The sequence below is a fragment of the Burkholderia guangdongensis genome (assembly GCF_013403875.1).
Taxonomy (GTDB): Bacteria; Pseudomonadota; Gammaproteobacteria; order Burkholderiales; family Burkholderiaceae; genus Burkholderia; species Burkholderia guangdongensis.
Genome location: NZ_JACBNX010000002.1, coordinates 78161 through 103810, shown reverse-complemented (window position 1 = coordinate 103810; position 25650 = coordinate 78161). Strand labels below are relative to the sequence as shown.

Below are 25650 nucleotides of genomic sequence, written 5' to 3'. Positions count from 1 at the left end.
AAAAGCCCCGCAAAATCCGTCAATTAGCCGCGAAAGCTGCGAAGGAACTTTCAGTTTGCGACGCACTCTTAGGCCCTCGCCCATCGTTTGAATCGCGCGTTTCAATCGAGCTTCAGCGAGCCGAAAAACTGGTCGAGCTGTTCCGGCGGCAACGGCGCGTCGGCGATCGCGACCACCTGGTACGCATGGCGGCCGCGCGCGAGAATGCGCGCGACGATCGTCTTGCGCGCATGATCCTGCCCCGCCGCGCCGGCCACGCGCAGTTCGAGCGCATCCACCGCGCCGCCCGACGCGAGCGGCACCGCGACCGACGTGATCTGCGCGGCGCCGCCGAGATTGCGCGACAGGCCTTCGCGCAGATAGTCGAGCGCCGCGCGGCGCGTCTCATCGCGATCGTCGGGCAGCATCACGGTGCCGACCGCGAACACCGCGTCGGACAGATGCGCCGCCTGCATCCGCATCTTCATCGGCACGCCCGCGATGACGAGCGTGCGCTCGTCGACGGTCGGCTTCGCCGGCAGGTCGATCGTGTAGCCGGCGTCGCTGTGCAGCGTACGCCAGTCGTAATGCGGCGAGCACGCGGTCAATGCCGCGCACGCGCAGCTCACTGCGGCGAAGTGCCGCAGTGAGCGAAAAAGGGGACGCAATGAATGGGGGAAAGCCGTCGGCATGGCGGTGAGCGTGGCGGGCAAAGCTCGCATTATCCGTCGAACGCGAAGCCCGGGATGTGTAACCGCGAGCATTGCGGATGCCGTATACGCGTTAAAATGGACGCCAAATTTTTGATGCCGGTCCGCCGGCCGCCTTCGAGAGCCTTCGCAGATGAACTCCACACCTTCCACCCAGAGCCGCCGCGGCCCGATGCGCTACATCGCGCTCGCCGCCGCCGCGGTTGCCATCGCCGTCGCCGGCTTCTTCGCGTTCAACGGCAAGTCGACGGTGCCCGACGCGACGTTCACGCTGCTGACCGGCCAGAAGATCTCGACCGCGTCCGACCTGAAAGGCAAGGTCTACCTGATCAACTTCTGGGCGACGAGCTGCGAGACCTGCATGCAGGAAATGCCGAAGATGGTTCAGACGTACAACCGCTTCAAGGGTCAGGGGCTCGAATTCGTCGCGGTCGCGATGAACTACGACTCGCCGATGTACGTGTCGAACTACGTGCAGACCCGCCAGCTCCCGTTCAAGGTCGCGTTCGACGACGGTAGCCTCGCGAAGGAGTTCGGCAACGTGCAGCTCACGCCGACGACCTTCGTCGTCGACAAGGACGGCAAGATCCTGAAGCGCTACGTCGGCGCGCCGCAGTTCGCGGAGCTCGACGCGCTGCTGCAGAAGGCGCTCGACAAGTCCGCGTAAGCAAGCCGCGTAAGCAAGCCGCGTAAGCAAGCCGCTTAAGCAAGCCGCTTAAGCAGGCACGCGTAAGCAGGCACGCATGAGCAGGCCCACATAAGCAAGCCCGCATCAGTCACGCCCCACCGCCTTGCGAAAACGGACCGTATGACCGACCCACAGTCGGCTCAGCGGTCCGTTTCTCCTTTCGCCGACAGCCCGTAGCGCTTCATCTTCTCGTACAGCGTCGCCTTGCCGACGTGCAGCCGGTCCGCGGTCGCCGCGACCGCGCCGCCCGTCTGGTTCAGCGCTTCGGCGATCACCGCGCGCTCGAACTGCTCGATGCGCGCCTTCAGCGTCTGCTCGCCCGCGTCCGGCAGTTCGTCGCCGCCCGCCTCCGGCGGCATGTCGGCGACACCGAGCACGAAGCGGTCCGCCGCGTTGCGCAGCTCGCGCACGTTGCCCGGCCAGTCGCGCTGCATCAGGCTCGCGCGCTGCCGGTCGGTCAGCACCGGCGCGGGCCGGTCGTAACGCACCGCCGCGTCGAGCATGAAGTGCTCGAACAGCGGCACGATATCCTCGCGGCGCTCGGCGAGCGGCGGCAGCGCGATCGTCACGACGTTCAGCCGGTACAGCAGGTCGCGCCGGAACGTGCCCGCCGCGACGAGCTCGGTCATGTCGCCCTTCGCGGCCGCGACGATCCGGCAGTTCACGCGGATCGGCTGGTTCGAGCCGAGCCGCTCCAGCACGCCGTCCTGCAGCACGCGCAGCAGCTTCACCTGCAGCGCGAGCGGCGTGCTCTCGATCTCGTCGAGGAACAGCGTGCCGCCGGACGCGTATTCGAGCTTGCCGACCCGGCGCTTCGCGGCACCGGTGAACGCGCCGGGCTCGTAGCCGAACATCTCCGATTCGAACATCGGCTCCGGTAGCGCGCCGCAGTTCACCGCGATGAACGGCTTGTCGCGGCGCGGCGACAGCTCGTGCAGGCTGCGCGCGATCAGCTCCTTGCCGGCGCCGGTGTCGCCGTTGATCAGCACCGACGCGTCGGTCGGCGCGACGTTCGCGATCAGCCGCCGTACCTGCTCGATCGCGGGACTGCGGCCGATGATGCGCGGCGCGACGACGCCCTGCCCCGCGAGCTCGCGCCGCAACGCGTGGTTCTCGAGCACGAGCTCGCGCCGCTCGAGCGCGCGCCGCACGGTCTCGATCAGCCGCTCCGCCGGAAACGGCTTTTCGATGAAGTCGTACGCGCCGTCGCGCATCGCCTGCACCGCCATCGTGATGTCGCCGTGGCCGGTGACGAGGATCACCGGCACGTCGGGGGCGCGCTCGCGGCACTGCGCGAGCAGGTCGAGGCCGCTCGCGCCCGGCAGCCGGATGTCGCTGACGATCACGCCCGCGTGGTCCGCGACGATCGCCTTGTCGGCCGCCTCGGCCGATTCGAAGCCGGTCACGTCGAAGCCCGCGAGCTGCAGGCTTTGCACGCTCGCGCGGCGCACGAGCGCGTCGTCCTCGATGTAGATCACTTGCAGCCGGTTGGCCATCGCTGTCACTGCTCCTGCTCGATGCGCGCCGCCGGCTCAACCGCCGGTGGACGCGGAGTCCGGATGATGCGTGCGCGCGCGCCGCAGCGTCAACACGAATTGCGCGCCGCCCGAGCGCGCATTGCGCGCGGTCAGCGCGCCGCCCGCATCGCTCGCGATCGACGACGAAATCGCAAGTCCGAGGCCGAGCCCGCGCCCCATCTCCTTCGTCGTGAAGAACGGCTCGAACAGCCGCGGCAGCAGCTCGGTCGGAATGCCCGGGCCGTTGTCGCGGACCTCGATCGCGAGCGTCGCGGCCGACACGTCGAGCGCGACCTCGATGCGCGGCGCGGCGACCGGCGCGACCGCGTCAAGCGCGTTGCCGAGCAGGTTGATCAGCACCTGCTCGAGACGCAGATCCTCGCAGCGCGCGACGAGCTCCGGATGGTCGTCCGCGAGATCGAGGCGGGCTTCGCGCGGCTCAAGGCCGCTTTCCTCGGGGCGTACCGTCAGCACGAGCTCGACGCCGCGCAGCCGCTCGCCGAGCAACGTCAGCGCATTGCGCAGCGCGCGCACGACGAGCGCCTGCTCGTTGCGCGGCCGAGCGCGCCCGACGAACAGCTTCAGCTGGTTCGTGATCTTGCCCATCCGCTCGGTCAGCGCGGCGATCGCCTCGAGGTTCTCGCGCGCAGCCGCCTGCTCGCCGCGGTCGAGCAGCACGCGCGTGTTGTCGGAGAAACTGCGCAGCGCCGCGAGCGGCTGGTTCAGCTCGTGCGTGATGCCGGCCGCCATCTGCCCGAGCGCCGCGAGCTTGCTCGCCTGGATCAGCTCGTCCTGAGCGGCGCGCAGCTCCTGCTCCGCGCGGATCCGGTCGCCCACCTCCTTGTGCAATTGCGCATTCGCGTCCGACAGATCGGCGGTGCGCTCCTCGACACGCCGGTTCAGCTCCGCGTACGCCTGCTGCAGCAGCGCGCGGCTGCGGATCATCTCGCGCACGCGCGCGCGTCGCATCCGCCAGTAGAAGCCGAACAGCGCGAGCGACACGATGCCGAACGCGGTGACGATCGTCGCATTGCGCGCGTCGGCGACGACGGGCGCGAGCGGCGCGAGCGTGACGAGCCGCCAGTCGGGCTCGCCGAGCCGGCGCTGCGTCGCGAGATAGCGGGTGCCGCCGCGCGCGGCGGCGAGGCCGGTCGCGCCCGGGTTGCCGATGCGCACGATCTGCGCGTCCGGGCCGAGCGCCTGCTCGACGCGCAACGGCAGCGGCGTGACCGGCAACTGCGCATACTGGCGTGTCTCGTAGATCGACGACGCAACGTCGCCCGGCAGCCGCGCGAGCGTGTGATATTTCCACGCGGGCACCGACGACAGGAACACGACGCCGTGATCGTCGGCGACGACGAGCGGCTCGGACGCATCGACGCCCGGGAACCATTCGAGATTGAGCTTCACGACGACGACGCCGACGATCTTTCCGTCGCGCCGCACCGGCTGCGAGATGTAGTAGCCGGGATCGTGCGAGATCGTGCCGATGCCGAAGAAGCGGCCGACGCGGCCGTGCATCGCGTCGATGAAATATGGCCGGAATTGATAGCCGATGCCGACGAAGCTGTCGGCGTCGCGCCAGTTGCTCGCGGCGACGCAGCGGCCGTCGGCGGCGATCACGTAGGTGACCGTCGCGCGCGCGTGGCGGTTCAGGTCTTCGAGATAGCGGTTCGCGCGCGCGACGTCGTCGGCGCGCGGTGCCCCAAGGGCACTTCCTTCGTGGCGTACCCCAAGGGCACTTCCTTCGGGAAGCGGCTCAAGGCCGCTCCCCTCGGGGCGCGCCCCGACGAGCAGCGCCTGCACGAACGGATGGCTGCCGAGTAGGTACGGCAGCGATTCGTAGCGCTCGAGCGTGTTCTGCAGCGCGCGCGTCGTGCGATCGACGCGCACCGCCGCGTTGCGGCGCAACTCGTCGACCTCGCGCCGCCACGTGAGCGCCCAGGTCAGCGCGCACGCCGCGGCCAGCACGGCGGCGAGCACGGCGAGGACGAGCAGGCGGCGCTTCACGTTGGCGGCTTCCTGGCGATGCGGATCGTCCATTGTGTCATAGACGTCCGCGCGGCTCCCGGCGCCGTGCGCCGAGCCGCTATCGCCCACCCCGTCGTCCGCTCCACCACCCGCGGGCGGCGCCGGAGCACGCGCCGTCCGCACGCCCATCGCGCTCAGACGCCGGCGGTCTCGGTCGCCGCGACCTGCGCGTTGCCGCTCAGCGCGTCGCGCAGCTTCGTGCGGTCGAGCTCCTTCTCCCACGCGGACACGACGACCGTCGCGACACCATTGCCGACGATGTTCGTCAGCGCGCGGCACTCGCTCATGAAGCGGTCGATCCCGAGGATCAGCACCATCCCCGACAGCGGGATCGTCGGCACGACCGCGAGCGTCGCGGCCAGCGTGATGAACCCCGCGCCGGTGACGCCGCTCGCGCCCTTCGACGTCAGCATCGCGACCGCGAGCAGCGTCAACTGCTGCATCCACGTGAGTTCGATGTTGGTCGCCTGCGCGATGAACAGCACGGCCATCGTCATGTAGATGTTCGTGCCGTCGAGGTTGAACGAGTAGCCGGTCGGCACCACGAGGCCGACGACGGAGCGCGCGCAGCCGGCCTTCTCGAGCTTCTCCATCAGCTGCGGCAGCGCGGCCTCGGACGAGCTCGTGCCGAGCACGATCAGCAGCTCTTCCTTGATGTAGGTGACGAAGCGGATGATCGAGAAGCCGGTGAGGCGCGTGACCGTGCCGAGCACGACGAGCACGAACACGACCGACGTCAGGTAGAACGTGCCGACCAGCTTCAGCAGCGGCAGGAGCGCGCCGACGCCGTACGTGCCGATCGTGAACGCCATCGCGCCGAACGCGCCGATAGGCGCGAGCTTCGTGACGATGTGCACGACGCCGAACAGCACGCGCGTGAGCCCGTCGATCAGGTCGGTGACGGCCTTGCCGCGCTCGCCGAGGTGCGCGAGCACGCTGCCGAACAGCAGCGCGATCAGCAGGATCTGCAGGATCTCGCCTTGCGCGAACGCGTCGGTGATCGTGTTCGGAATGATGTGCATGAAGAAGTCGACCGTCGACTGGCCGTGCGCCTTCGCCGCATACGACGCGACTTCCTTGCCGTTCAGCTTCGCCGGATCGATGTTGAAGCCGGCGCCCGGACGCAGCAGGTGCGTCGCCGCCAGGCCGAGCACCAGAGCGAACGTCGACATCACCTCGAAATACAGGATCGCCTTGCCGCCGACGCGGCCGACCTTCTTCATGTCCTCCATGCCGGCGATGCCGGTCACGACGGTGCAGAAGATGATCGGTCCGATCACCATCTTGATCAGCTTGATGAAGCCGTCGCCAAGGGGTTTCATCGCGGTCGCGAGCGACGGATAGAAGTGACCGAGAATCACGCCGACGACGATGGCGAAGATCACCTGCGCGTACAGCACTTTGTAGATGGGCTTCTTCTTCACGATGGTTCGTCTCCTTGAATGTGCTCTGTGTTCGTCCGGCCGGGGGGCGGCCGTCGTGCCATTTATATCGCAAGGTCGATGCCAGGCGGACGAGCCGCGTCAACGCATTGTTTTTATTGTATTTCTCGCGATGCGGCATGCAAGGGAATCCAGGATTCCGGAAATCCGGAATCCGCGCGTCCGGAACGCCGGACGCGCGGAACCCATCGTCGGACGAAAACCGCGTGCCGGCGGCGTCAGACGACCTTGTCGTCGCGCAGCTTCGCGACGTCGGCCCCGGTCAGCCCGAGCCATTCGCCGAGCACCGCGTCGGTGTCGGCGCCGAGCACCGGCGGCGCGCCGCGCACCGGCATCCGCTGGCCGTCGAGCCGGTAAGGCGGCGCGAGCACGTCGACCTGCCCCGCGACCGGATGCGGCTGCTTCGTCACGAGCCCCGCGCCTCGTGCGCGTTCGGACGTCAGCGCTTCGTGGAGCCCGAGCACCTCGCCGCACGGGATGCCGCCCTTCGCGAGCGCGTCGAGCAGCGCCGCGCGCGGCCGGCGCGCGAGTTCCGCGCGCAGGATCGGCAGCAGCTCCGCGCGGTTCGACGAGCGCGCGAGGTTCGTCGCGAAGCGCTCGTCCCGCGCGAGGTCGGGCCGCTCGATCGCGTCGCAGAAGCGCGCGAACTGCGCGTTGTTGCCGACCGTGATCACGAGCGGGCCGTCCTGCGCGTCGAACACGCCGTACGGCACGATCGACGGATGCTCGTTCCCGTAGCGCGGCGGATCCTTCTCCATCAGCAGCGCGTCGAGCCCGTAGTACACGGTGAGCATCAGCCCGCAATCGAACAGCGCCATCTCGATGCGCCGCCCGCGGCCGGTCTTCTCGCGCTCGTACAGCGCCGCGAGGATCGCCTGCGCCGAGTACATCCCGGTGATCACGTCGACCGCCGCGATGCCGAACTTCAGCGGCGGCTGGTCCGCCCAGCCGTTCAGCGCCATCAGCCCCGCCTCGCCCTGCACGACGAGGTCGTAGCCGGGCCGCGCCGCTTCCGGGCCCGAGCGGTCGTAGCCGGAAATCGCGCAGTGGATCAGCCGCGGATTCAGCTCGGCGAGCGCGTCGTAGCCGAGCCCGAGCTTCTCCGCGCCGCCGAGCTTGAAGTTGTGGACGACGACGTCGGCCTGCGCGGCGAGCTCGCGCGCGATCCGCTGGCCGGCCTCCGTCTGCAGATCCACGCAGATCGACCGCTTGCTGCGGTTCATGCTGTTGAAATACGTCGTCTCGGTGTGGCCGATGCGCAGCCCCCAGTCGCGCGTGTCGTCGCCGCGCGCCGGGTGCTCGACCTTGATCACCTCGGCGCCGAAATCGGCGAGCGTCATCGCGGTCAGCGGCCCCGCGAGCACGCGCGAGAAGTCGAGCACCTTCACGCCCGCGAGCGGCAGTCGATCGTTCGACATCGTCTTCTCCTCCCCGGTTACTGGTTCGACAGCGGCTTCGACAGCGCGACGTAGCGCTCGAGATGATGATCCTCGTCACCGAGCTGGTGATCGATCATCACGAGCCGCTTCGCGTAGTGCGACAGCGGCAGCTCCCACGTCATCCCGATCCCGCCGTGCAGCTGGATGCTCTCCTCCGCGACGAGCGCGCCGATCCGGCCGACCGTGTACTTCGCGGCCGCGAGCGCGCGCTCGCGTTCGACGCGCGGCGCATCGAGCTTCGACGCCGCGTTGATCACCGCCGAGCGCGCCTGCTCGATCTCGAGCAGCACGTCGGCCATCCGGTGCTGCAGCGCCTGGAAGCTGCCGATCGGCACGCCGAACTGCTTGCGCGTGCGCAGGTATTCGAGCGTGTGCTCCTTCGCGACGTCCATCGCGCCGACCGATTCGGCCGCGAGCGCGAGCAGGCCGAAGCCGAGCACCTGCTCGAGCAGCGCCGCGCCGTTGTCAGGATCGCCGAGCGCCGCGTCCGCCGTCAGCGCGACACCGTCGAAGCGGACCTCGGCCGCGCGGCCGCCGTCGACCTTCTGGTAGCCGCGCAGCGACACGCCCGGCGCCGACGCCGGCACGACGAACAGGCCGATGCCGTGCGCGTCGTCGTCCTGCCCCGCGGTGCGCGCGGTCACGACGAAGAACGTCGCGTGCTCGGCCTGGGCGACCACGCCCTTCGCGCCGGTCAGCACCCAGCCGTCGCCGCGCTTTTCCGCGCGCGTCTTCACGTTCGTCAGCTCGTAGTGCGAGCCCGGCTCGTCGTGCGCGAACGCGGCGCTCGCGCTGCCGTCGATCAGCGCGGCGAGCCGGTCGCGATGCGCGTCGCCGCCGGCCGCCGCGATCGCTCGGCCCGCGAGCAGCGCGCCGAGGAACGGCTCGACGACGAGCCCACGCCCGAGGCACTCGAACACGACCGCGATGTCGAAGCCCGCGCCGCCGAAGCCGCCGTCGGCCTCCGGAAACAGCGCGCCGACCGCGCCGAGTTCGGCGAAGCGTTGCCACATCGATTGATCGAAGCCCTCGGCCGACTGCGCGATCTTGTCGCGCAGCGGGAACGCGTATTGCTCGGCGATGAAGCGGTTCAGCGAATCCGCGAGCATCCGGCGGTCTTCGGTGTGTTGAAAGTCCATGGTCGTCTCCTTGTCCGCTTACAGCCCGAGGATCATCTTCGAGATGATGTTCCGCTGGATTTCGTTCGAGCCGCCGAAGATCGACAGCTTGCGGTTGTTGAAGTATTGCAGCGCGGCGCTCACGGCCTCTTCCGGGCCGACCGGCTCGCCCGCGTAGTCGCCGTCGAGCGCGTCCTCGATGAACGGCGCCGCGTACGGCCCCATCGCGCGGCGCATCAGCGACGTGATCTCCTGCCGGATCTGCGTGCCGCGGATCTTCAGCATCGAGCTCTCCGCGCCCGGCGCGCCGCCGCCCGCGACCGCTGCGAGCACGCGCAGGTTCGTCGTCGACATGTTCTCGAGTTCGATTTCGACGCGCGCGAGCCGCGTGGCGAACGACGGATCGTCGGCGAGCGGCCGGCCGTTCTTCTTCACCTTCTTCGCGACCGCATGCAGACGCTCGAGCGCGGCGGCCGAGAAGCCGACGCCCGCGATGTTCGTGCGCTCATACGTCAGCAGATACTTCGCGTAGGTCCAGCCCTTGTTTTCCTCGCCGACGAGGTTCTCGGCCGGCACGCGCACGTCGGTGAAGAACACTTCGTTCACCTCGTGCTCGCCGTCGAGCGTGATGATCGGCCGCACCTCGATGCCCGGCGTGTTCATGTCGATCAGCAGGAACGAGATCCCCTCCTGCTTCTTCACCGTGTTGTCGGTGCGCACGAGGCAGAAGATCATGTTCGCGTAGTGGCCGAGCGTGGTCCACGTCTTCTGGCCGTTCACGATGTAGTGCTCGCCATCGCCGTCCACACCGCGCACCGCGGTCGTCTTCACGCCCGCGAGGTCCGAGCCCGCGCCCGGCTCCGAGTAGCCCTGGCACCACCAGTCGGAGCCGTCGAGGATGCGCGGCAGCCAGTGGCGCTTCTGCGCTTCGTTGCCGTACTTGATCAGCACGGGCCCGAGCATGCTCAGGCCGAACGGCACGATCCGCGGCGCGCCGGCGAGCGCGCATTCGTTGTCGAACAGGAACTTCTGCGCAACGCTCCAGCCCGGGCCGCCGTATTCCTTCGGCCAGTGGTTCGCGAGCCAGCCGCGCTTGTTCAGCGTCGCATGCCATTCGACCATGTCGTCGCGCGTGAGCTTCAGGCCGCCCTTCACCTTGCGCGCGACGCGCTCGGACAGGTTCGCTTTCAGGAAGGCCTGCACCTCGGCGCGGAACGCTTCCTCTTCAGGGGTGAAATTGAGGTCCATCGTGTCTCCTTGTCGATTCGTATCGGATCACGCGCCGCCGTTCAGGCTCGCGAAGTTCGCGCCGCGCTCGACGAGCTCGACCAGCAGCGGCGACGGTTTCCAGAACAGCGGATCTTCTTTCGCGAACGCGCGGATATCGGCGAGCACGTTCGCGAGGCCGACCGTGTCCGCGTAGTGCATCGGGCCGCCGCGATAGCGCGGGAAGCCGTAGCCGTGCAGGAACACCGCGTCGACGTCGAGCGGGCGCAGCGCGATCTTCTCGTGCACGACGTTCGCGCCTTCGTTGATCATCGCGGCCATGTAACGGCGCACGATCTCGTCGTCGGTGAAGCCCTTCGGCGTGACGCCCGCGCGCTTGCGCTCGTCGTCGATGATCGCTTCGACTTCCGGGTCGGGCGTGCCGACGCGCGCGCCGTCCGGGTACAGGTAGTAGCCGCGCCCGGTCTTCTGGCCGAACCAGCCGCGCTCGCAGATGCGGTCGGCGATCTGCACGTAGCGCGCGCGCGGATCGCGCGTCGCCGCGCGGCGCTTGCGCGTCGCCCAGCCGATGTCGCCGCCCGCGAGGTCCGCCACCTGGAACGGGCCCATCGGGTAGCCGAAGCCGCGCACCGCGCGGTCGATCTGATACGGCGACGCGCCGTCTTCCATCATGTAGTCGGCCGCGAGCCGGTACACGGCGAGCACGCGGTTGCCGATGAAGCCGTCGCAGACGCCCGCGCGCACCGGCGTCTTCTTCAGCTTCTTCGCGAGTTCGAACGCGGTCGCGACGACATCCGCGCTGACCTTCGCCGGCACGACGATCTCGAGCAGCTTCATGATGTTCGCCGGCGAGAAGAAGTGCAGCCCGATCACGTCGGACGCGCGGCTCGTGCCCGCGGCGATCGCGTCGATGTCGAGATACGACGTGTTCGTCGCGAGCACCGCGCCCGGCTTGCACACGCGCTCGAGCTCCGCGAACACCGCGTGCTTGACCGCGATGTCCTCGAACACCGCCTCGATCACGACGTCGACCTGCGACAGCGCGTCGTACGACGTGCTGCCGTTGAAGCGCGCGACGCGCGCGTCGTGCGCGGCGGGCGTCATCCGGCCCTTCGCGACGAGGCCGTCGTACACCTTCTCGACGTGTGCGCGGCCGCGCGCGAGCGACGCGTCGTCGCGCTCGATCATCGTGACCGGCAGGCCCGCATCGAGGATCGAGACCGCGATCCCCGCGCCCATCGTGCCGCCGCCGACGACGCCGATCCGCTCGATCGGCCGCGGCTTCGCGCTGCGCGTCTCGGGCGCCTTCGCCGCTTCGCGCTCCGCGAAGAACGCGTGCACGAGGCCCGCGCGCTGCGGGCTCGCCAGGCATTCGACGAACAGCGTGCGCTCGAGTTTGATCCCGGCGTCGAACGGCAGCGTCAGCGCGCCTTCGACCGCGTCGACGATCTTCGCGGGCGAGAACAGCCCGCGCGACTTCTTCTGCAGATCGGCGCGCGCCGCGTCGATCGCCGCCTGCGCGGCCGCGCGGTCCGCGAGCCCCTGCGCGTCGCGCGTGCGCCGCACCGGCGCGCCGAGCGACAGCAACTCCTGCGTGTACGCGAGGCCTTCGGCGAGCGTGTCGTCGCTGTGCGCGACGCGGTCGACGAGGCCGAGCGCGAGCGCTTCGTCGGCGCCCGCGTGGCGGCCGGACAGCATCAGGTCGAGCGCGGCCTTCGCGCCGATCAGCCGCGGCGTGCGCTGCGTGCCGCCGGCGCCGGGCAACAGGCCCAGCAGCACTTCGGGCAGGCCGAGCTTCGCGCCCGGCACCGCGATCCGGTAATGCGCGGCGAGCGCGACTTCCAGCCCGCCGCCGAGCGTCGCGCCGTGCAACGCGACGACCACCGGCTTCGCGCTCGACTCGATCCGGTCGCACACGTCGGGCAGCGCGGGCGGCACCGGCGGCTTGCCGAACTCGCGGATGTCCGCGCCCGCGATGAAGTTGCGCCCGGCGCCGACGATCAGCACCGCGCGGATCGCGTCGTCGGCCGCGGCGGCGTCGAGCGCGTCGACGAGGCCCTGGCGCACGGTCGACGACAGCGCGTTGACGGGCGGGTGATCGACGGTGACGACGAGCACCTTGTCACGCCGCTCGCGCAGCACGGTGCCGGTGTCGGGGGAAGTCTGCTGGCTCATTCCTGTCTCCAAAAGAATGGGGCCGGCGCGCACGCCGGATTGACACGATTCTCGATTGATCGAGATTTATTGACAATTCCACCAACCCTTTACAATCTGTCAAGTTTTATTTGACACTGACGATTTTCTCCGCCCCCAAGGCTACGCTCATGGACCTGAATGCGCTAACGCTGCTCGTCGACATTCTCGACGCCGGCAATCTGAGCAAGGCGGCGCAGCGGCTCAGGGTGAGCCGCGCGAACGTTAGCTACCGGCTGAACCAGCTCGAGCGCTCGGTCGGCCTGCAGCTCGTGCGCCGCACGACGCGGCGGATCGAGCCGACCGAGATCGGCCTGCGGCTGTACGAGCACGGGCGGCGGATCCAGAGCGAGCTGCTCGCCGCCGAGGAGGCGGTCACGACGCTCGGCCAGGATCTGCAGGGCCGCGTGCGGCTGTCGGTGCCGAGCGGCTACGGGCAGCTCGTGATGTCCGAGTGGCTGATTGCGTTCAAGCGGCTCCACCCGGGGATCGTGCTCGACGTCGTGTTCGAGAACCGCGTCGAGGACCTGATGCGCGACGAAGTCGACATCGCGGTGCGCGTGATGTCCGAGCCGCCGCAGAACCTCGTCGCGCGCGACATGGGCGCGGTGCGCTACGTCGCGTGCGCGTCGACCGCGTTCGCGGCCGAGCACGGGATGCCGGCCGATCTCGGCGCGCTGACCGACGCGCCCGTGATCACGTCGGCGGTGATGGGCCGGCAGCTGCGCGTGGCCGCGTATCTCGGCGACGAGCGGCACGAGGTGCTGCTCGAGCCGGCGCTGATCTCCGAGAATTTCCTGTTCCTGCGCCAGGCGATCCTCGCCGGGCTCGGCGTCGGCATCGTGCCCGACTACGTGGTGCACGACGACGTGCGGCGCGGCGCGGCGCTCACGTCGCTCGACGCGTACCGCCTCAGCATCTTCGGCACGCACATGTACATGCTGTACATGCCGAACCGGCATCACACGCGCGCGACGCAGACGTTCATAGAGTTCGTCCTCGAAGAAGCCGGAAAGGCCGGCCGCGGCGGGCCGGCGTGGGCCGGACAGCCGGCGCCGGGGTAATTGTCAGATGACAGCGCGCCGCCGCCGCGGCGACAATGACGCGCGCCGTCGGCGGCGGCCACCCGCGCCGCGCCGGCGTCCCGACCATCTCCCATCCAACCGAGGGTTCCATGTCCGACCGGATTCGTCCGCGCCCGCTGCGTCCGTTAGGCCCACTGCGTCCGCCAGGCTCACTGCGTCCGCTTCGCCCGCTGCACCTGGCGGCCCTGCTCGGCGCCGCCGCGCTGCTGGCGCTCAACGCCGCCTGCACGACCCTGCCGCCCTCCACCGCGCAGGCGGGCACGAGCGGCGCAGCAGCGGCCCCGGCGGCCTCCGCGCCGGCCGTGCAGGCGCCCGAGTTGTCGTCGGGCTGGGTCGACAAGCCGGGCTGGGCGACGCAACGCTACATGATCGTCGCCGCGAATCCGCTCGCCGCGCAGGCCGGCTACGAGATGCTGAAGGCGGGCGGCACCGCGGTCGACGCGGCGATCGCGACGCAGATGGTGCTCGGGCTCGTCGAGCCGCAGTCGTCGGGCCTCGGCGGCGGCGCGTTCATGCTCTATTTCGACGGCAAGACGACGCAGGCGTACGACGGCCGCGAGACCGCGCCGGCCGCCGCGACCGACCATCTGTTCTACGGCCCCGACGGCAAGCCGATGGGCTTCTACCAGGGCGTCGTCGGCGGGCGCTCGGTCGGCGCGCCGGGCGTGCTGCGGATGCTCGACGCCGCGCACCGCGCGCACGGAAAGCTGCCGTGGCGGCGCCTGTTCCAGCCCGCGATCCGGCTCGCCGAGCACGGCTTCACGATCAGCCCGCGGCTCGCGACGCTGCTCGCGAACGACCGCTACCTGATGAACGACCCGACCGCGCGCGCGTATTTCTACGAGAAGGACGGCACGCCGAAGCGCGCCGGCACCGTGCTGAGGAACCCGCAGCTCGCGGCGACGCTGCGCCAGATCGCCGATCGCGGCGCGAACGCGTTCTACACCGGCGCGATCGCGCGCGACATCGTCGCGAAGGTGCGCAAGCATCCGACCAACCCGGGGCTGCTGTCGATGCAGGATCTCGCGCACTACCAGGCGAAGGTCCGCGAGCCGCTGTGCACCGGCTACCGGCGCTGGATCGTCTGCGGGATGCCGCCGCCGTCGTCGGGCGGGCTCGCGATCGCGCAGATGCTCGGGATTCTCGAGGCGATGCCCGACTGGCAGCAGATCGGCGCGCAAAAGCCGGTCACCAACGACGTCGGGCTCGAGCCGACGCCGTTCGCCGCGCATCTGTTCAGCGAGGCCGGGCGCCTCGCGTACGCGGACCGCGCGCGCTACGTCGCCGATCCGGACTTCGTGCCGCTGCCCGGCGGCGGCTGGAAAAGCCTGACCGACCCGAGCTATCTCGCGGCGCGCGCGCGGCTGATCGGCGCGAACAGCATGGGCGTCGCGCAGCCCGGCACGCCACAGGGCTGGACGCTCGCGATGGCCGACGACCGCAGCCCGGAGCTGCCGTCGACGTCCGACCTCGCGATCGTCGACCGCTACGGCGACGCGCTGTCGATGACGACGAGTGTCGAGGACGCGTTCGGCTCGCGGATGATGGTGCGCGGCTTCATGCTGAACAATCAGCTCACCGATTTCTCGTTCGTGTCGAGCGAGAACGGCCGGCCGGTCGCGAACCGCGTGCAACCGGGCAAGCGGCCGCGCTCGGCGATGGCGCCCGAGCTCGTGTTCGACCAGAAGACGAAGCAGCTGACGATGGTGGTCGGCTCGGCGGGCGGGCCGCAGATCATCAATCACGTCGCAAAGACGCTCGTCGGCGTGATGGACTGGGGGATGACGATGCAGCAGGCGATCGCGCTGCCGAACTTCGGCTCGACGAACGGGCCGACGGAGCTCGAACAGGATCGCGTGTCCGACGCGCTCGTGAACGGCCTGAAGGCGCGCGGGCACGACGTGCGGGTCGTCGAGATGAATTCGGGGCTGCAGGGGATCCAGCGGCTGAACGTGGAGGGCCGCACGGTCTGGTTCGGCGGCAGCGATCCGCGGCGCGAAGGGATCGCGATGGGCGACTGACGCGGGCGGGCGCCGCCGCTAGTTGATCCGCCACGGGCGCGGCCCGGGCCGGATCGTCAGCGCGGGGCTCGTCAGCAGCACGCGGATCAGGTCCGACTGCCGGTTCACGCCGGTCTTCGCGAACACCTGCTTCAGATGCGAGCGCGCGGTGTCGTACGCGACCTCGTGCGCCTGCGCATACGCCTTCAGGTCCTCGCCGCGCATCAGCCAGCCCGCGAGCCGCGCCTGGTGCGGCGTCAGCCCGTACACCTTGCACAGCAGTTCCTCCGGCGTACAGAGCCCGTCGTCCGGGTCCGACGCGAACACGACCGCCGTCGTCTGCGCGTCGATGCCCTCGGTCGCCTCGTGCACCGGCGTCACCATCGCGGTGATCCGCGTCGCCGAGCACAGGCGGTCGATCCCGAGCGCGGTGCCGACGCGCGGCTCCCGCGTGCGGACGCCCGCCGCGCGCGCGAGCGCGTGCTGCAGCTTCGCATCGTCGTCCGGGAACTGCGCGCGCAGCCGGCCGGCACCGTCGATCCGCAGCCCGCGCGGCTTGTCGGTCATCCACCGCGCGGCGCGGTTCGCGGCGAGCACCGTGCAGTCGGCGCCGCACATCCAGACCGCCATCGGCATCGCGTCGAGCGCGTGCATCTGCCCGGCATTCGCGGCACGCAGCGCGACGAACTGCTTGTGGATCTCGAACGCCTGGCGGATATGTGGCAGCAGCGCAGCGTAGAGCCGCAGCGCGTCGTCGCCGAACGCGCCGCCGCGCCGCGAGCGCATCGCCGAGAACTTGATCGCGTGCGTGCCGCTCTTCGACACGACGCCGCCGAGTGCGTGCGCGAGATCCTGCGGCCGCAGCCAGTCGCCATAGAACTCGCTGCGCTGCAGCGACGCGAACGGCACGAGCATCTCCGACGTGATCGCGTCGCCGGGCCGCATCCGGCCCTCCTGCTGCGCCCACACGTTGCACAGCGAGTAGTGCGCGGCATATGAGTCGATGCTCGCCGGATCGAAGCGCACGTATTCCATCAGCGCCAGCGCCCCGCCCTGCCGCACGACCGACGAATCGCCGAAGTCGTGCATGAACAGCACCGTGCCCGCGGCGCCGACCGTGGTCGAAAAGCGCTCGAGAAAGGTCCGCCATTTCGACGGATCCGTCGACGCCGCATAGATCAGATGAATCAACGTCGACAGCGCCCCCGCGTCGATTTCGCTCATCGTGCACCCCGCATTTTTTCTTTCTGTCCGGTCGCCGCTCGCCGTTCCGGCGCCACGGCAGGCCGTGGTGCGACTCATCATTCTGTCCCTCGTCACACCGTCGGCACCGTCGGCACCGTGGCACCGCTCCCAACTTCGCGCTCCAAAATCCCCATGGCAATACAGGGAAATCTCGATCGGCGCCGCCGCGCGCCGCCCTAACCCCAAATGGGGGATGACACCGCGTGGCGCGGCTGCCTACATTCAGTACGACGCCACGCGCGCCGCCCGGCGCGACAACGGCCCGACCCCGCGCGCACCGTCCTCTTCAAGATTCAGAAACGAACGCCAGGGGGAAGTCATGTCATCGGGATACAGGCAACTCGGCATATTGAGCGCGATCGCATCCGCGTGCGCGCTCGTCGCGTGCGGCGGCGGCAGCAACAGCGGCGGCGGCTCGACGGCCGCGCAGAACGCGTCGATCCAGGGGACGGTCGCGAGCGGCAACGCGGTGCCGAACGCGCTCGTCGCGGCGACCGACGTGCATGGCGCGACCGCGTCCGCGACCGCCGACGCGAACGGCAACTACACGCTCGACACGACGAAGCTGAGTGCGCCCGTCGCGCTCGTCGCGACCGATCCGACCGGGCTGGTGGGCCAGATGGTCACCGTGCTGCCGAGCCTGCCAGCCGCCGGCGGCACGTCGGTCGCGAACGTGACGACGCTGACGACCGCGCTCGCCGCGCTGCAGACGCCCGACGGCAACGCACTCGACTTCGTCACGTCCGGCGCGCCCGCGTCGCTGGCGTCGCTGGCGTCGATCACGCCGGCAGGCGCGCAGAAGGCGTCGGCGACGCTCGACACGTATCTCGGGAACCTGCTCTCCGCGAACGGCGTGACGGGCACGTTCGACGCGGTGTCGACGCCGTTCACCGCGAACCACACCGGCGCCGACGCGGTGATCGATCTCGTGCAGATCGAGCAGCAGGGCACGGCGACCTATCTCGCGAGCAAGCTGCCGCTGCCCGCCGGCACGACGCAGGGCGCCGGCTTCCTGACGCTCAGCACCGCCGGCGAGAACAGTCCGCCGCCGCCGCTCGCCGCGCCGCCCGCCGCGTTCGCGACGAACTTCTCCAACCTGTCCGCATACCTCGCCGCGCTCGCGCCGGCGATGACCGCGTGCCTGACCGGTGCGAACAGTTCGGCCTGCTCCGCGGTGTTCGACGCCGCGTACTTGGATAACGGCTACACGAACATCCAGCAGTTCGATACCGACCTGAAGTCGACCTCGCTCGCGCTCGGCACGCCGCAGATCGTGTTGCTCGCCGCCGACGGATCGAGCGCGACGATCCGCGTGCCGTACTCGCTCGGCACCGGCACGAGCGCCTCGCAGTTCATGTTCGCGACGCGTGTGCAGGCGGTGTCGAAGACGATCACGCTGCCGGGCGGCGCGCAGGTCGCGTGGGACGTGATCGGCAACCAGCTGAAGTACGACATCTCCGCGCAGACGCGGGTCACGCGGCGGATGTTCTTCGACACGTTCGTGAACAGCACCGGCAGCGCCGACGTGAACTTCTACGATGCGGGCGTGAACCTGAACGTGAACCTGCTCGGGCCGAACGGGACGAACCTCTACTCGGCGCTCGTCACCGGGCCGGGCCTGCCGTCGGGCGGGCTGTACATGATGCGCACGAGCGTCGTCGGCGACAACGCGCTGACGATTCCCGGCACGCAGCCGTCGTCGCCGCCGAAGAGCCCGGCGCTCGCGGGCAACAGCACGAACGAGTTCCGCTGGTCGTGGGCGACGGTCTCGCCGTCGGCGACGTTCACGCCGCCGAAGCGCGGCTTCTGGAGCACGGCGCCGCTCGACGTGAGCACGTTGCCCGCGGATCCGACCTACACGTTCACGCTGTACGACAGCAGCGGGAATCAGCTCGACCAGGTGAGCGTCGTCAACGTGACGCCGCCGGCCGACGCGACGGTCGGCGGGAAAACGGCCTGGGCGACGATCGGCGGCGACGTCGTGTCGAATTTCCTGAGCGCGAACGGTTCGGAGGCGGGCGCCGTGTCGTCGGTGCCGGTCGACTTCACGCCGGCGTCGGGGCAGCCGTCGCTGTATCAGGTGATGATCCAGTCGCTGGATTCGACCGGCAACGGCGCGCTCAACGTCGCGCCGCTGCCAAGCGGCGCGACGTCGCTGACGGTGAACGCGCCGACCGGCACACCGTTCCAGGCGGTCAACACGTCGACGGGCACCTTCCGGATCGTGCAGTTGCGCGGCAAGGATCCGTACGGCGTGCGCTTCTGGGACAACCAGACGTTCCGCAACGGCAGCAACGCGCCGGACGCCTTCTGAGCGCCCCCAGACCTGCCGCTTCGCGTCAGGCCCCCCGGGGGTCAAGAAAACCTGGGACGGCCCGGCGTTTTCTTGAGCGCGCAGCGTGCCGCGCGATACCGGCGCGGCACTGAACGAAAGCGGGCAGCGCGCGACGCAGCCGGGGGGGTGTCGCGCGCGTCGATCAGAAGTTGTGCTTGATGCCGACGTTGGCCAGCACCGTTTTCGCGCCGGCTGCCGTTCCGCCGGCCACGATCGACGTCTTGAGCCCCTCGAGCGGGTCGACCGTACCGACCGCACCGGCATCGACGTACGCGATCTGCGCATACAGCGTCGTGCGCTTCGACAGAAAATAATCGTTGCTCAGCACCAGCGATCTCGTCGTGCTGTTGTGCGCGCCCCTGTACGTGTTGTAGTAGCCGGCCAGGGTGGTCGTGTCGGTGCTGGTCCACCGATAGTCGATGCCCGCGCCGAACGAGCGGACGTTGGACACGTCGGGCCCGTCGATCGAGCGGTCGATCACGCCGAGATAGTTGAACTTGCCCGTCACCGGGCCGTATGGCACGGCGATACCGGCGTTCCACAGGCGGCTGACGTTGACGCCCGTCACGCTGTCGGCAATCGTCTGATACGCGGCGGACACCGTGAACGGGCCGGTGTAGGTTGCACCCAGCGAGATTTCGCTGCCGCGCTTCAGGCTGCCGGCCACGCCGCCGAATGAATAGGCGGCACCCAGCCAGACCGGGCCCAGCGTGTTCGAGTATTGCACCGCGTTGCCGATGAACACACCAACGTCGTTGTCGGGGCTGGTGCCCGCGCCCAAGGCATTGCCGGGTGCGGCAAGTTGCGTATAGGCCCACGAATACAGGCTCGACAGATTCTCCTTCATGTCGCGCGGTTCGGTCGTCAGTGCGGCAAGCAACGACGGACTATATTGGCGCCCCAGCGTCACTGTGCCCCACGGCGTGCTCAATCCGACGTTGGCCTGACGCCGGAAGATTTCCGGCGTATATCCCGGGCCGCTCGTCAGGGTGCCGGAGTTGCTGCTGAAGTGGCCTTCGAGGTCGAAGATGGCCTTCATGCCGCCGCCCAGATCCTCGACGCCGCGAAAACCCCAGATGCTCGGGCTGATGCCGCCGGTCGTGAGCTGAACCTGACTGCCGGGGGCGGTTGCCGCCCGGTTCATGTAGAGCAAGCCGGCATCGATCACCCCATAGATCGTGACCGAAGATTGCGCCGCCACGGCGCCCGACGCACAGCCCAGCGTCGCCGCCAACAGGAATTGCCGATAGTGCTGCTTCTGCATGGTGTCTCCATCCTTTATTGAATTGGCCGAGCCGGACCGGCTCTCTTCTCACGCTGTGTGCCGCGCGCCTTCGGGCACGGCGCCCGGACGAAACGCAACATGCGTGCCAATTCATTCATTTTCTTAAGTCATGCGAATAATCTGCATTGCCAATCATGTCGAATGAATCGACACGAGAATATCGAACGTCAAGATCAGGAGCGCTTCGCGTAGACGCTGCACCAGCCTTCCGCGGACACCGCCTTGCCCGGGAACATCATGCACGGGCCCGACGTGTCGTTTGCCGCGCCGGTATAGAAACGGCAGTTTTCGCATTTCTGTCCGGCCTGGTACTGGGTGAAATGCGTGGCATCGACGGTGTCGGCCATCGCTCGATAGCCGAACCCCTTGGCCGTCGGATCGTTCTCGTCGACGAGCGGCGCCGCGGCGCGTGCATCTTGTAGCGCGGCAAGCGCCGCGCACAGACCGACGGTACGGATCATGAAAGTTCTGCGTGCATGGGAGACCATGATGTTGTCCTCAGATGAATTGAAATTGGGGCGATTCGTCTCGCCCGGTCACCGCCCGGTGCCCAATTCACGCAAGTGCCATGCCATCCGTTCGGAACGTCGATGGACGGGACGATAGCCGCGAGAGCCAACGTCACCGTGGGTATTGAAGGAAACGGGGGGAGCGTGAACAAACGCAGAGGTGAAAACGCCGGCCACCGAGCCGGACGTCATGCGGACAACTAAACCCGATGCGACAGATGTCGAGACACAGCTGCGACACCTGTCTCAGCCATTATTCGGCGCGATTGGGCGGAACGATGCCGAATCGCTCCATCTTCCGGTACAACGTCGCGCGACAAATGCCCAGGCTGGCCGCCGCGCGCGTGACGTTCCAGTAGTGCGCGCGCAGCGCACCGATCAGCGCTTGCGCCTCGGGCGAAGGATCGGCGTAACCGGCGGACGGCACGGTGGGTTGAAGTCTTGCGGCGGGCGGCAATGCCATCTCGGCGGCGGGCTTCGTCGCACCGTCCCGCGCGCCTCGCGCCGAGAGAATGTCGGGCGGCAGATCTTCCGGCTCGATGACGCCGCCGTCGCACAGTGCCAGCGCCGAACGCATGCAGTTGCGCAGTTCGCGAATGTTGCCCGGCCACGCGTAACGCATCAGCACTTCCCACGCGTCGTCGGAAAAGCCGACCGTGCCACGCCCCATGTCCACGGCTTCGGCAACGCGCACCTTGCGGATCAGATCCGCCTTGTCCGCGCGCTCGCGCAGCGCCGGCAGGAACAGCTTGAGTCCGTTGAGCCGGTAGTACAGATCCTCCCGGAATTCCCCCGCACGCACGAGATCGGTCAGATTGCGGTGCGTCGCGCAGACGAGCCGGAAGTCGACCGGCACCGCCTTGTCCGCGCCGAGCGGCACGACCTCCCGCTCCTCCAGTACCCGCAACAAGCGGGTTTGAAGCTGAATCGGCATGTCGCCGATCTCGTCGAGAAACAGCGTCCCGCCGTCGGACTGCAGCAGCTTGCCGCGCATGCCCTTGCTGCGCGCGCCCGTAAACGCCCCTTCCTTGTAGCCGAACAGCTCGCTTTCGATCAGCGTTTCCGGCAGCGCCGCACAATTGAGCGCGACGAACGGCCCCTGGCAGCGATCGCTCGCCTCGTGCATCGCCTTCGCGAACGCCTCCTTGCCCGTGCCCGTCTCGCCCTGGAGCATCACCGCGATCGGCAGGCCGAGCACGCGCGTCACCTGATGCACGTTGCGCAGCATCGTCGGATCGGCGCCGGCGAGCTCCGTCAGCGCGAACGACGACGAACCGGCCGTCGCCCGACCCGGCGCCACCACACCCGTCACACCCGCCGCCCCCGTCACCGCCGCCCGCACCGCGGCCGGGCGCTCGCGCGGCGAACGGACCGTGACGAAGAAACGCTTCCCGCCCGCCAGCGTGCGCATCGGCACGGCCACGTCCGCGCGGTGAAACGATTGACTCAGCAGATCCTCGAGGCGGGTGTCGACGATCTCCTCGAGCATCCCGTCGAGCAGCCGCCCCGTCGCCGTCTGCGGACCGAGCGCGGCGAACGCGGCCCGATTCGCGCCGACGATGCGCCCCGTGCCGTCGAGCGCGAGCAGACCGTCGTCGGTCAGGTCGGCCGCGAGGCCGGTCCACTCCCCATACGAGCCGATGCGCACGACCCAGTCGTGGCGGAAGCGATCCAGAAAGTGGGCGTTCTCGATGGCCGTGACGGCCCCTTTGACCAGTTGCAGCACGAGATGCTGGCTGCGCCGGTCATCAGGCGAACTGAGCGCCGACGCATCGAGCACGCCGAGCACTTCTCCGGTGGGCCCGAGTATCGGCACGGCGCTGCAACTGAGCGCAATGTTCGTTTGACGAAAGTGCTCGGCATGGTGAACGGTGATCGCCGTCTTCTCGACGATGCAGGTGCCCACACCGTTGGTGCCCTCTTCGCTCTCCGACCAGCACGAGCCCAGATACAGCCCGTTGCGACGCAATTCCTTGTCGAGCACCGGATTACCGATGAAATCGATCGCAATGCCCGATGCATCGGCCAGCAGCACGATATAGCCGGCATCGAGAATCTGCGTCGCGAGCCGCTCCATCGGGCCGCGCGCGAACAGCCGGAATCGATCCGTCGACTCGCGGTGGCTGCGCAGATCCGGCCCGCTCAGCACGCGCGGCGGATCGAGCCGCTCGGGATCGAGGCTATGCGTGTGAATCGAGCGGCGCCAGGAGGTCAGGATCCTGGGTTCAACCTGCGCGGGCGTACTGCCGTCGAGGCAAGCGTATACAAATTCCGCGTGTTCGCCACCGGGCGCACCAGCCAGCATCGAGGCATCCTCCTTACAGGCCGCGACAGGCGGCCATTGCGTACTCAAAACTAATAGCTCGGAGTACGCAACGTACATGCCTGAATACCCGTAGGCAGCGGCGACGCCCGCTGAAGCGCTGCGACAACTGTTTAAGCGATGCGACAACTGTCGCACGACACCTGCGCGCTCATCCTCTCTTTCACCCTCCTCCATCCGCGCGGCAGGCCGCGCTCAAGCGGCACTCAAGCCCCGGCCAAGCCCCGCTCAAGCGGCGGGCGGGCGCCGCGCAAGGCCCGCCGCGCGATGCATTCGCCGAGATGACACGCGCGCCGGCAAGCGGCTGGCACGCAGCTTGCGGTAGGCATGGGCATCTGTCCGCCGAGCGAAACACCGACGCACCGCCGCGCCGACGACGAGCGTCAACGGCGGAAGCCGACCTGTCTATCAACCAAGGAGGAGATCGCAATGGACCCGACTTCCGAGCAACTGCTCTGGATGTATCGAACGATGGTGGAAATCCGCGAGTACGAAGAAACGATGGTCAAGGTGTACCTCGAAGGCAAGCTGCCGCCCCACATCCAGAAAGGGCTCGCCTTCGACATCGGCGGCGGCCCGGTGCCCGGCGAAATGCATCTGGCGGCCGGGCAGGAGCCCGTCGCGGTCGGCGTCTGCGCGCATCTGCGCAAGGAGGACACGGTCGTCGGCGCCCATCGCCCGCACCACTTCGCGATCGCGAAAGGCGTGCCGCTCGATGCGATGACGGCCGAAATGTTCGGCAAGGCCACCGGGCTCGGGCGTGGCAAGGGCGGCCACATGCACCTGTTCGATCCAGAGCACAAGTTCAGCTGCAGCGGCATCGTCGGCGCGAGCATGCCGCCGGCGTGCGGCGCGGCGCTTGCCGCCAAAAAGCGCGGCACGGACCACGTCGCCGTCGCGTTCTTCGGCGAGGGAGCGACCAATCAGGGCGCATTCCATGAGTCGCTGAATCTGGCGGCCGTCTGGCGCCTCCCGGTGATCTTCGTCTGCGAGGACAACAAGTACGCGATCTCGGTGGAGAAGACGGACTCCACGTCGATCGAATGGAACGCCGACCGCGCGGCCGGCTACGGCATGCCCGGCGTGCGCGTGCCGGAAAACGACGCGATCGCGGTCTACCGGGCGGCCGGCGAGGCCGTTGCGCGCGCCCGGCGCGGCGACGGGCCGACGCTGATCGAAGTGAAGACCGATCGCTATCTCGGCCATTTTCAGGGCGATCCGGAAACCTATCGGCCCAAGGGCGAAGCGGACACGCTGCGCCGCCACGATCCGATTCCGCGCCTCGCCGCTTTTCTGAAGGAAGGAAACCTGATCAATGAGACCGGCCTGCAGGCGATCGCTCAGGAAGCCCGGCAGCGCGTGGCCGATGCGTACGACTTCGGGCGCCGCAGCCCCTACCCGGAACCGCGGGACGCGCTGCTGCACGTATTCGTCTGAATGCCCGGTCGATGCAACAGCACGATTCGAATGAACGGAGACACACGATGAACGGTAACGCCAAGCGCAGGCTCACGATGTCGCAGGCGATCGCGGAAGCGATCGCGCAGGAGATGGAAAGCAATCCGGAAATTTTCGTGATGGGCGAAGACGTCGGCAAGTACGGCGGCATCTTCGGCGCGACGACGGGCCTTTTCAACAAGTTCGGCGGCGAACGCATCATGGACACGCCGATCTCGGAAACCGCCTTCATCGGCACCGCGATCGGCGCGGCCGCCGAAGGCATGCGGCCGATCGCCGAGCTGATGTTCGTGGATTTCTTCGGCGTCTGCATGGACATGATTTACAACCACCTCGCCAAGAACACCTACATGGCGGGCGGCAACATCAAGCTTCCGATGGTGCTGATGACGGCCATCGGCGGCGGCTACAACGATGCGGCGCAGCACTCGCAGTGCCTGTACTCGACGTTCGCGCACATGCCGGGCCTGAAAGTCGTCGTGCCGTCGAACGCGTATGACGCGAAGGGCCTGATGATTCAGGCGATCCGCGACGACAACCCGGTCATGTTCTTCTACCACAAGGGCATCATGGGCCTGCCGTGGATGTCCTACTTCGAAGGCAGCACGACCGACGTGCCGGAAGCGCCGTATGCGATTCCGTTCGGCAAAGCGCATGTCGTGCGCGAAGGCAGCGACGTGACCATCGTCACCCTCAGCCAGATGGTGCAGAAGGCCGTGCTCGCGGCCGAGCAGCTCGAACGCGACGGCATCCGCGCGGAGATCGTCGATCTGCGCACGCTGGTGCCGCTCGACAAGGACACGGTGCTCGCGTCGGTCGCGAAGACCGGCCGGCTGTTGATTGCCGACGAAGACTATTTGAGCTTCGGCCTCTCGGGAGAGATCAGCGCGATCGTCGCCGAGCAGCTGGACACGGTGTCGCTGAAATCGCCGATCAAGCGTCTGGCGGTGCCCGACGTACCGATTCCGTTCAGCCGGCCGCTCGAGCAGTTCGTCATCCCCCAAGTCGACTCCATCGTCGCCGCTGCGCGTTCGCTGGTGGATTCACCCATCCTCGTGAGGTAATC

The 25650-nt window shown here is 68.5% G+C and carries 18 protein-coding genes; 6 read left to right on the top strand and 12 right to left on the bottom strand.

Annotated features, from left to right (window positions below; translation table 11 throughout):
* Positions 1-101: 101 nt before the first annotated feature.
* Entirely contained in the window at positions 102-671 is a 570-nt protein-coding gene (locus tag HZI36_RS03010; RefSeq protein WP_425485193.1) for a hypothetical protein, read from the bottom strand.
* 151 nt (positions 672-822) lie between these two features.
* Between HZI36_RS03010 and HZI36_RS03005 the strand changes: the two genes are divergently transcribed.
* Positions 823-1356, top strand: a complete 534-nt coding sequence (locus HZI36_RS03005; RefSeq protein ID WP_179401150.1) for a TlpA disulfide reductase family protein — start codon at positions 823-825, stop codon at positions 1354-1356.
* Between the two features lie 161 nt (positions 1357-1517).
* On the opposite strand, the gene HZI36_RS03000 is transcribed toward HZI36_RS03005, so the two are convergent.
* The 7 genes from HZI36_RS03000 to HZI36_RS02970 all read right to left on the bottom strand — a co-directional run bounded on the left by HZI36_RS03000 (position 1518) and on the right by HZI36_RS02970 (position 12326).
* Positions 1518-2873 (bottom strand): sigma-54-dependent transcriptional regulator, encoded by a 1356-nt coding sequence (locus HZI36_RS03000; RefSeq protein WP_179401149.1) that lies wholly within the window; start codon positions 2871-2873, stop codon positions 1518-1520.
* 36 nt (positions 2874-2909) lie between these two features.
* Positions 2910-5054 carry a sensor histidine kinase gene (locus HZI36_RS02995; protein WP_179401148.1) on the bottom strand — a complete coding sequence of 715 codons (2145 nt, stop codon included), beginning with the start codon at positions 5052-5054 and terminating at the stop codon, positions 2910-2912.
* A gap of 5 nt (positions 5055-5059) precedes the next feature.
* Positions 5060-6349 (bottom strand): C4-dicarboxylate transporter DctA, encoded by a 1290-nt coding sequence (locus tag HZI36_RS02990; RefSeq protein WP_179401147.1) that lies wholly within the window; start codon positions 6347-6349, stop codon positions 5060-5062.
* A 236-nt stretch (positions 6350-6585) separates the two neighbouring features.
* Entirely contained in the window at positions 6586-7785 is a 1200-nt protein-coding gene (locus HZI36_RS02985) for a CaiB/BaiF CoA transferase family protein (RefSeq protein WP_179401146.1), read from the bottom strand.
* Between the two features lie 17 nt (positions 7786-7802).
* On the bottom strand, positions 7803-8945 hold the full coding sequence (locus HZI36_RS02980) for an acyl-CoA dehydrogenase family protein (protein WP_179401145.1): 1143 nt from the start codon (positions 8943-8945) through the stop codon (positions 7803-7805).
* Positions 8946-8963: 18 nt separating this feature from the next.
* Complete coding sequence (locus HZI36_RS02975) at positions 8964-10172, bottom strand: acyl-CoA dehydrogenase family protein (RefSeq protein WP_179401144.1); 1209 nt, start codon at positions 10170-10172, stop codon at positions 8964-8966.
* A 27-nt stretch (positions 10173-10199) separates the two neighbouring features.
* Positions 10200-12326 carry a 3-hydroxyacyl-CoA dehydrogenase NAD-binding domain-containing protein gene (locus tag HZI36_RS02970; protein ID WP_179401143.1) on the bottom strand — a complete coding sequence of 709 codons (2127 nt, stop codon included), beginning with the start codon at positions 12324-12326 and terminating at the stop codon, positions 10200-10202.
* Positions 12327-12475: 149 nt separating this feature from the next.
* Here HZI36_RS02970 and HZI36_RS02965 point away from each other — a divergent pair, with 149 nt between their 5' ends.
* Both HZI36_RS02965 and ggt read left to right on the top strand, forming a co-directional pair.
* The gene (locus HZI36_RS02965) at positions 12476-13408 is read left to right on the top strand and encodes a LysR family transcriptional regulator (RefSeq protein ID WP_179401142.1); all 933 of its coding nucleotides are present in this window, start codon (positions 12476-12478) and stop codon (positions 13406-13408) included.
* 110 nt (positions 13409-13518) lie between these two features.
* On the top strand, positions 13519-15450 hold the full coding sequence (ggt, locus tag HZI36_RS02960) for a gamma-glutamyltransferase (protein WP_179401141.1): 1932 nt from the start codon (positions 13519-13521) through the stop codon (positions 15448-15450).
* Between the two features lie 18 nt (positions 15451-15468).
* On the opposite strand, the gene HZI36_RS02955 is transcribed toward ggt, so the two are convergent.
* The gene (locus HZI36_RS02955; protein WP_179401140.1) at positions 15469-16653 is read right to left on the bottom strand and encodes a helix-turn-helix transcriptional regulator; all 1185 of its coding nucleotides are present in this window, start codon (positions 16651-16653) and stop codon (positions 15469-15471) included.
* 340 nt (positions 16654-16993) lie between these two features.
* Between HZI36_RS02955 and HZI36_RS02950 the strand changes: the two genes are divergently transcribed.
* Positions 16994-18988 carry a carboxypeptidase-like regulatory domain-containing protein gene (locus HZI36_RS02950; protein ID WP_179401139.1) on the top strand — a complete coding sequence of 665 codons (1995 nt, stop codon included), beginning with the start codon at positions 16994-16996 and terminating at the stop codon, positions 18986-18988.
* 163 nt (positions 18989-19151) lie between these two features.
* Here the strand turns inward: HZI36_RS02950 and HZI36_RS02945 are convergent, their stop codons facing one another.
* From HZI36_RS02945 to HZI36_RS02935, 3 genes are all read right to left on the bottom strand, one after another.
* Positions 19152-20273: a porin gene (locus HZI36_RS02945; protein ID WP_179401138.1), complete on the bottom strand. Its 1122-nt coding sequence runs from the start codon at positions 20271-20273 to the stop codon at positions 19152-19154.
* Positions 20274-20467: 194 nt separating this feature from the next.
* Positions 20468-20782 carry a high-potential iron-sulfur protein gene (locus HZI36_RS02940; RefSeq protein ID WP_179401137.1) on the bottom strand — a complete coding sequence of 105 codons (315 nt, stop codon included), beginning with the start codon at positions 20780-20782 and terminating at the stop codon, positions 20468-20470.
* Positions 20783-21056: 274 nt separating this feature from the next.
* Positions 21057-23108: a sigma-54-dependent Fis family transcriptional regulator gene (locus HZI36_RS02935; RefSeq protein WP_246326943.1), complete on the bottom strand. Its 2052-nt coding sequence runs from the start codon at positions 23106-23108 to the stop codon at positions 21057-21059.
* A 447-nt stretch (positions 23109-23555) separates the two neighbouring features.
* Between HZI36_RS02935 and HZI36_RS02930 the strand changes: the two genes are divergently transcribed.
* Complete coding sequence (locus tag HZI36_RS02930) at positions 23556-24563, top strand: thiamine pyrophosphate-dependent dehydrogenase E1 component subunit alpha (protein WP_179401136.1); 1008 nt, start codon at positions 23556-23558, stop codon at positions 24561-24563.
* Between the two features lie 47 nt (positions 24564-24610).
* Positions 24611-25648, top strand: coding sequence for an alpha-ketoacid dehydrogenase subunit beta (locus tag HZI36_RS02925; protein ID WP_179401135.1), 1038 nt, complete (start codon positions 24611-24613; stop codon positions 25646-25648).
* Positions 25649-25650: the final 2 nt, after the last annotated feature.

Bases quoted from the DNA above. Each gene is read 5' to 3' on its own strand.
- HZI36_RS02985 (WP_179401146.1), bottom strand. From the start codon at position 7,785: ATGTCGAACGATCGACTGCCGCTCGCGGGCGTGAAGGTGCTCGACTTC.
- HZI36_RS02955 (WP_179401140.1), bottom strand. From the start codon at position 16,653: ATGAGCGAAATCGACGCGGGGGCGCTGTCGACGTTGATTCATCTGATC.
- HZI36_RS03010 (WP_425485193.1), bottom strand. From the start codon at position 671: ATGCCGACGGCTTTCCCCCATTCATTGCGTCCCCTTTTTCGCTCACTG.
- HZI36_RS02980 (WP_179401145.1), bottom strand. From the start codon at position 8,945: ATGGACTTTCAACACACCGAAGACCGCCGGATGCTCGCGGATTCGCTG.
- HZI36_RS02975 (WP_179401144.1), bottom strand. From the start codon at position 10,172: ATGGACCTCAATTTCACCCCTGAAGAGGAAGCGTTCCGCGCCGAGGTG.
- HZI36_RS03000 (WP_179401149.1), bottom strand. From the start codon at position 2,873: ATGGCCAACCGGCTGCAAGTGATCTACATCGAGGACGACGCGCTCGTG.
- HZI36_RS02940 (WP_179401137.1), bottom strand. From the start codon at position 20,782: ATGGTCTCCCATGCACGCAGAACTTTCATGATCCGTACCGTCGGTCTG.
- HZI36_RS02995 (WP_179401148.1), bottom strand. From the start codon at position 5,054: ATGGGCGTGCGGACGGCGCGTGCTCCGGCGCCGCCCGCGGGTGGTGGA.
- HZI36_RS02970 (WP_179401143.1), bottom strand. From the start codon at position 12,326: ATGAGCCAGCAGACTTCCCCCGACACCGGCACCGTGCTGCGCGAGCGG.
- HZI36_RS02950 (WP_179401139.1), top strand. From the start codon at position 16,994: ATGTCATCGGGATACAGGCAACTCGGCATATTGAGCGCGATCGCATCC.
- HZI36_RS03005 (WP_179401150.1), top strand. From the start codon at position 823: ATGAACTCCACACCTTCCACCCAGAGCCGCCGCGGCCCGATGCGCTAC.
- HZI36_RS02935 (WP_246326943.1), bottom strand. From the start codon at position 23,108: ATGCTGGCTGGTGCGCCCGGTGGCGAACACGCGGAATTTGTATACGCT.
- HZI36_RS02930 (WP_179401136.1), top strand. From the start codon at position 23,556: ATGGACCCGACTTCCGAGCAACTGCTCTGGATGTATCGAACGATGGTG.
- HZI36_RS02925 (WP_179401135.1), top strand. From the start codon at position 24,611: ATGAACGGTAACGCCAAGCGCAGGCTCACGATGTCGCAGGCGATCGCG.
- ggt (WP_179401141.1), top strand. From the start codon at position 13,519: ATGTCCGACCGGATTCGTCCGCGCCCGCTGCGTCCGTTAGGCCCACTG.
- HZI36_RS02965 (WP_179401142.1), top strand. From the start codon at position 12,476: ATGGACCTGAATGCGCTAACGCTGCTCGTCGACATTCTCGACGCCGGC.
- HZI36_RS02945 (WP_179401138.1), bottom strand. From the start codon at position 20,273: ATGCAGAAGCAGCACTATCGGCAATTCCTGTTGGCGGCGACGCTGGGC.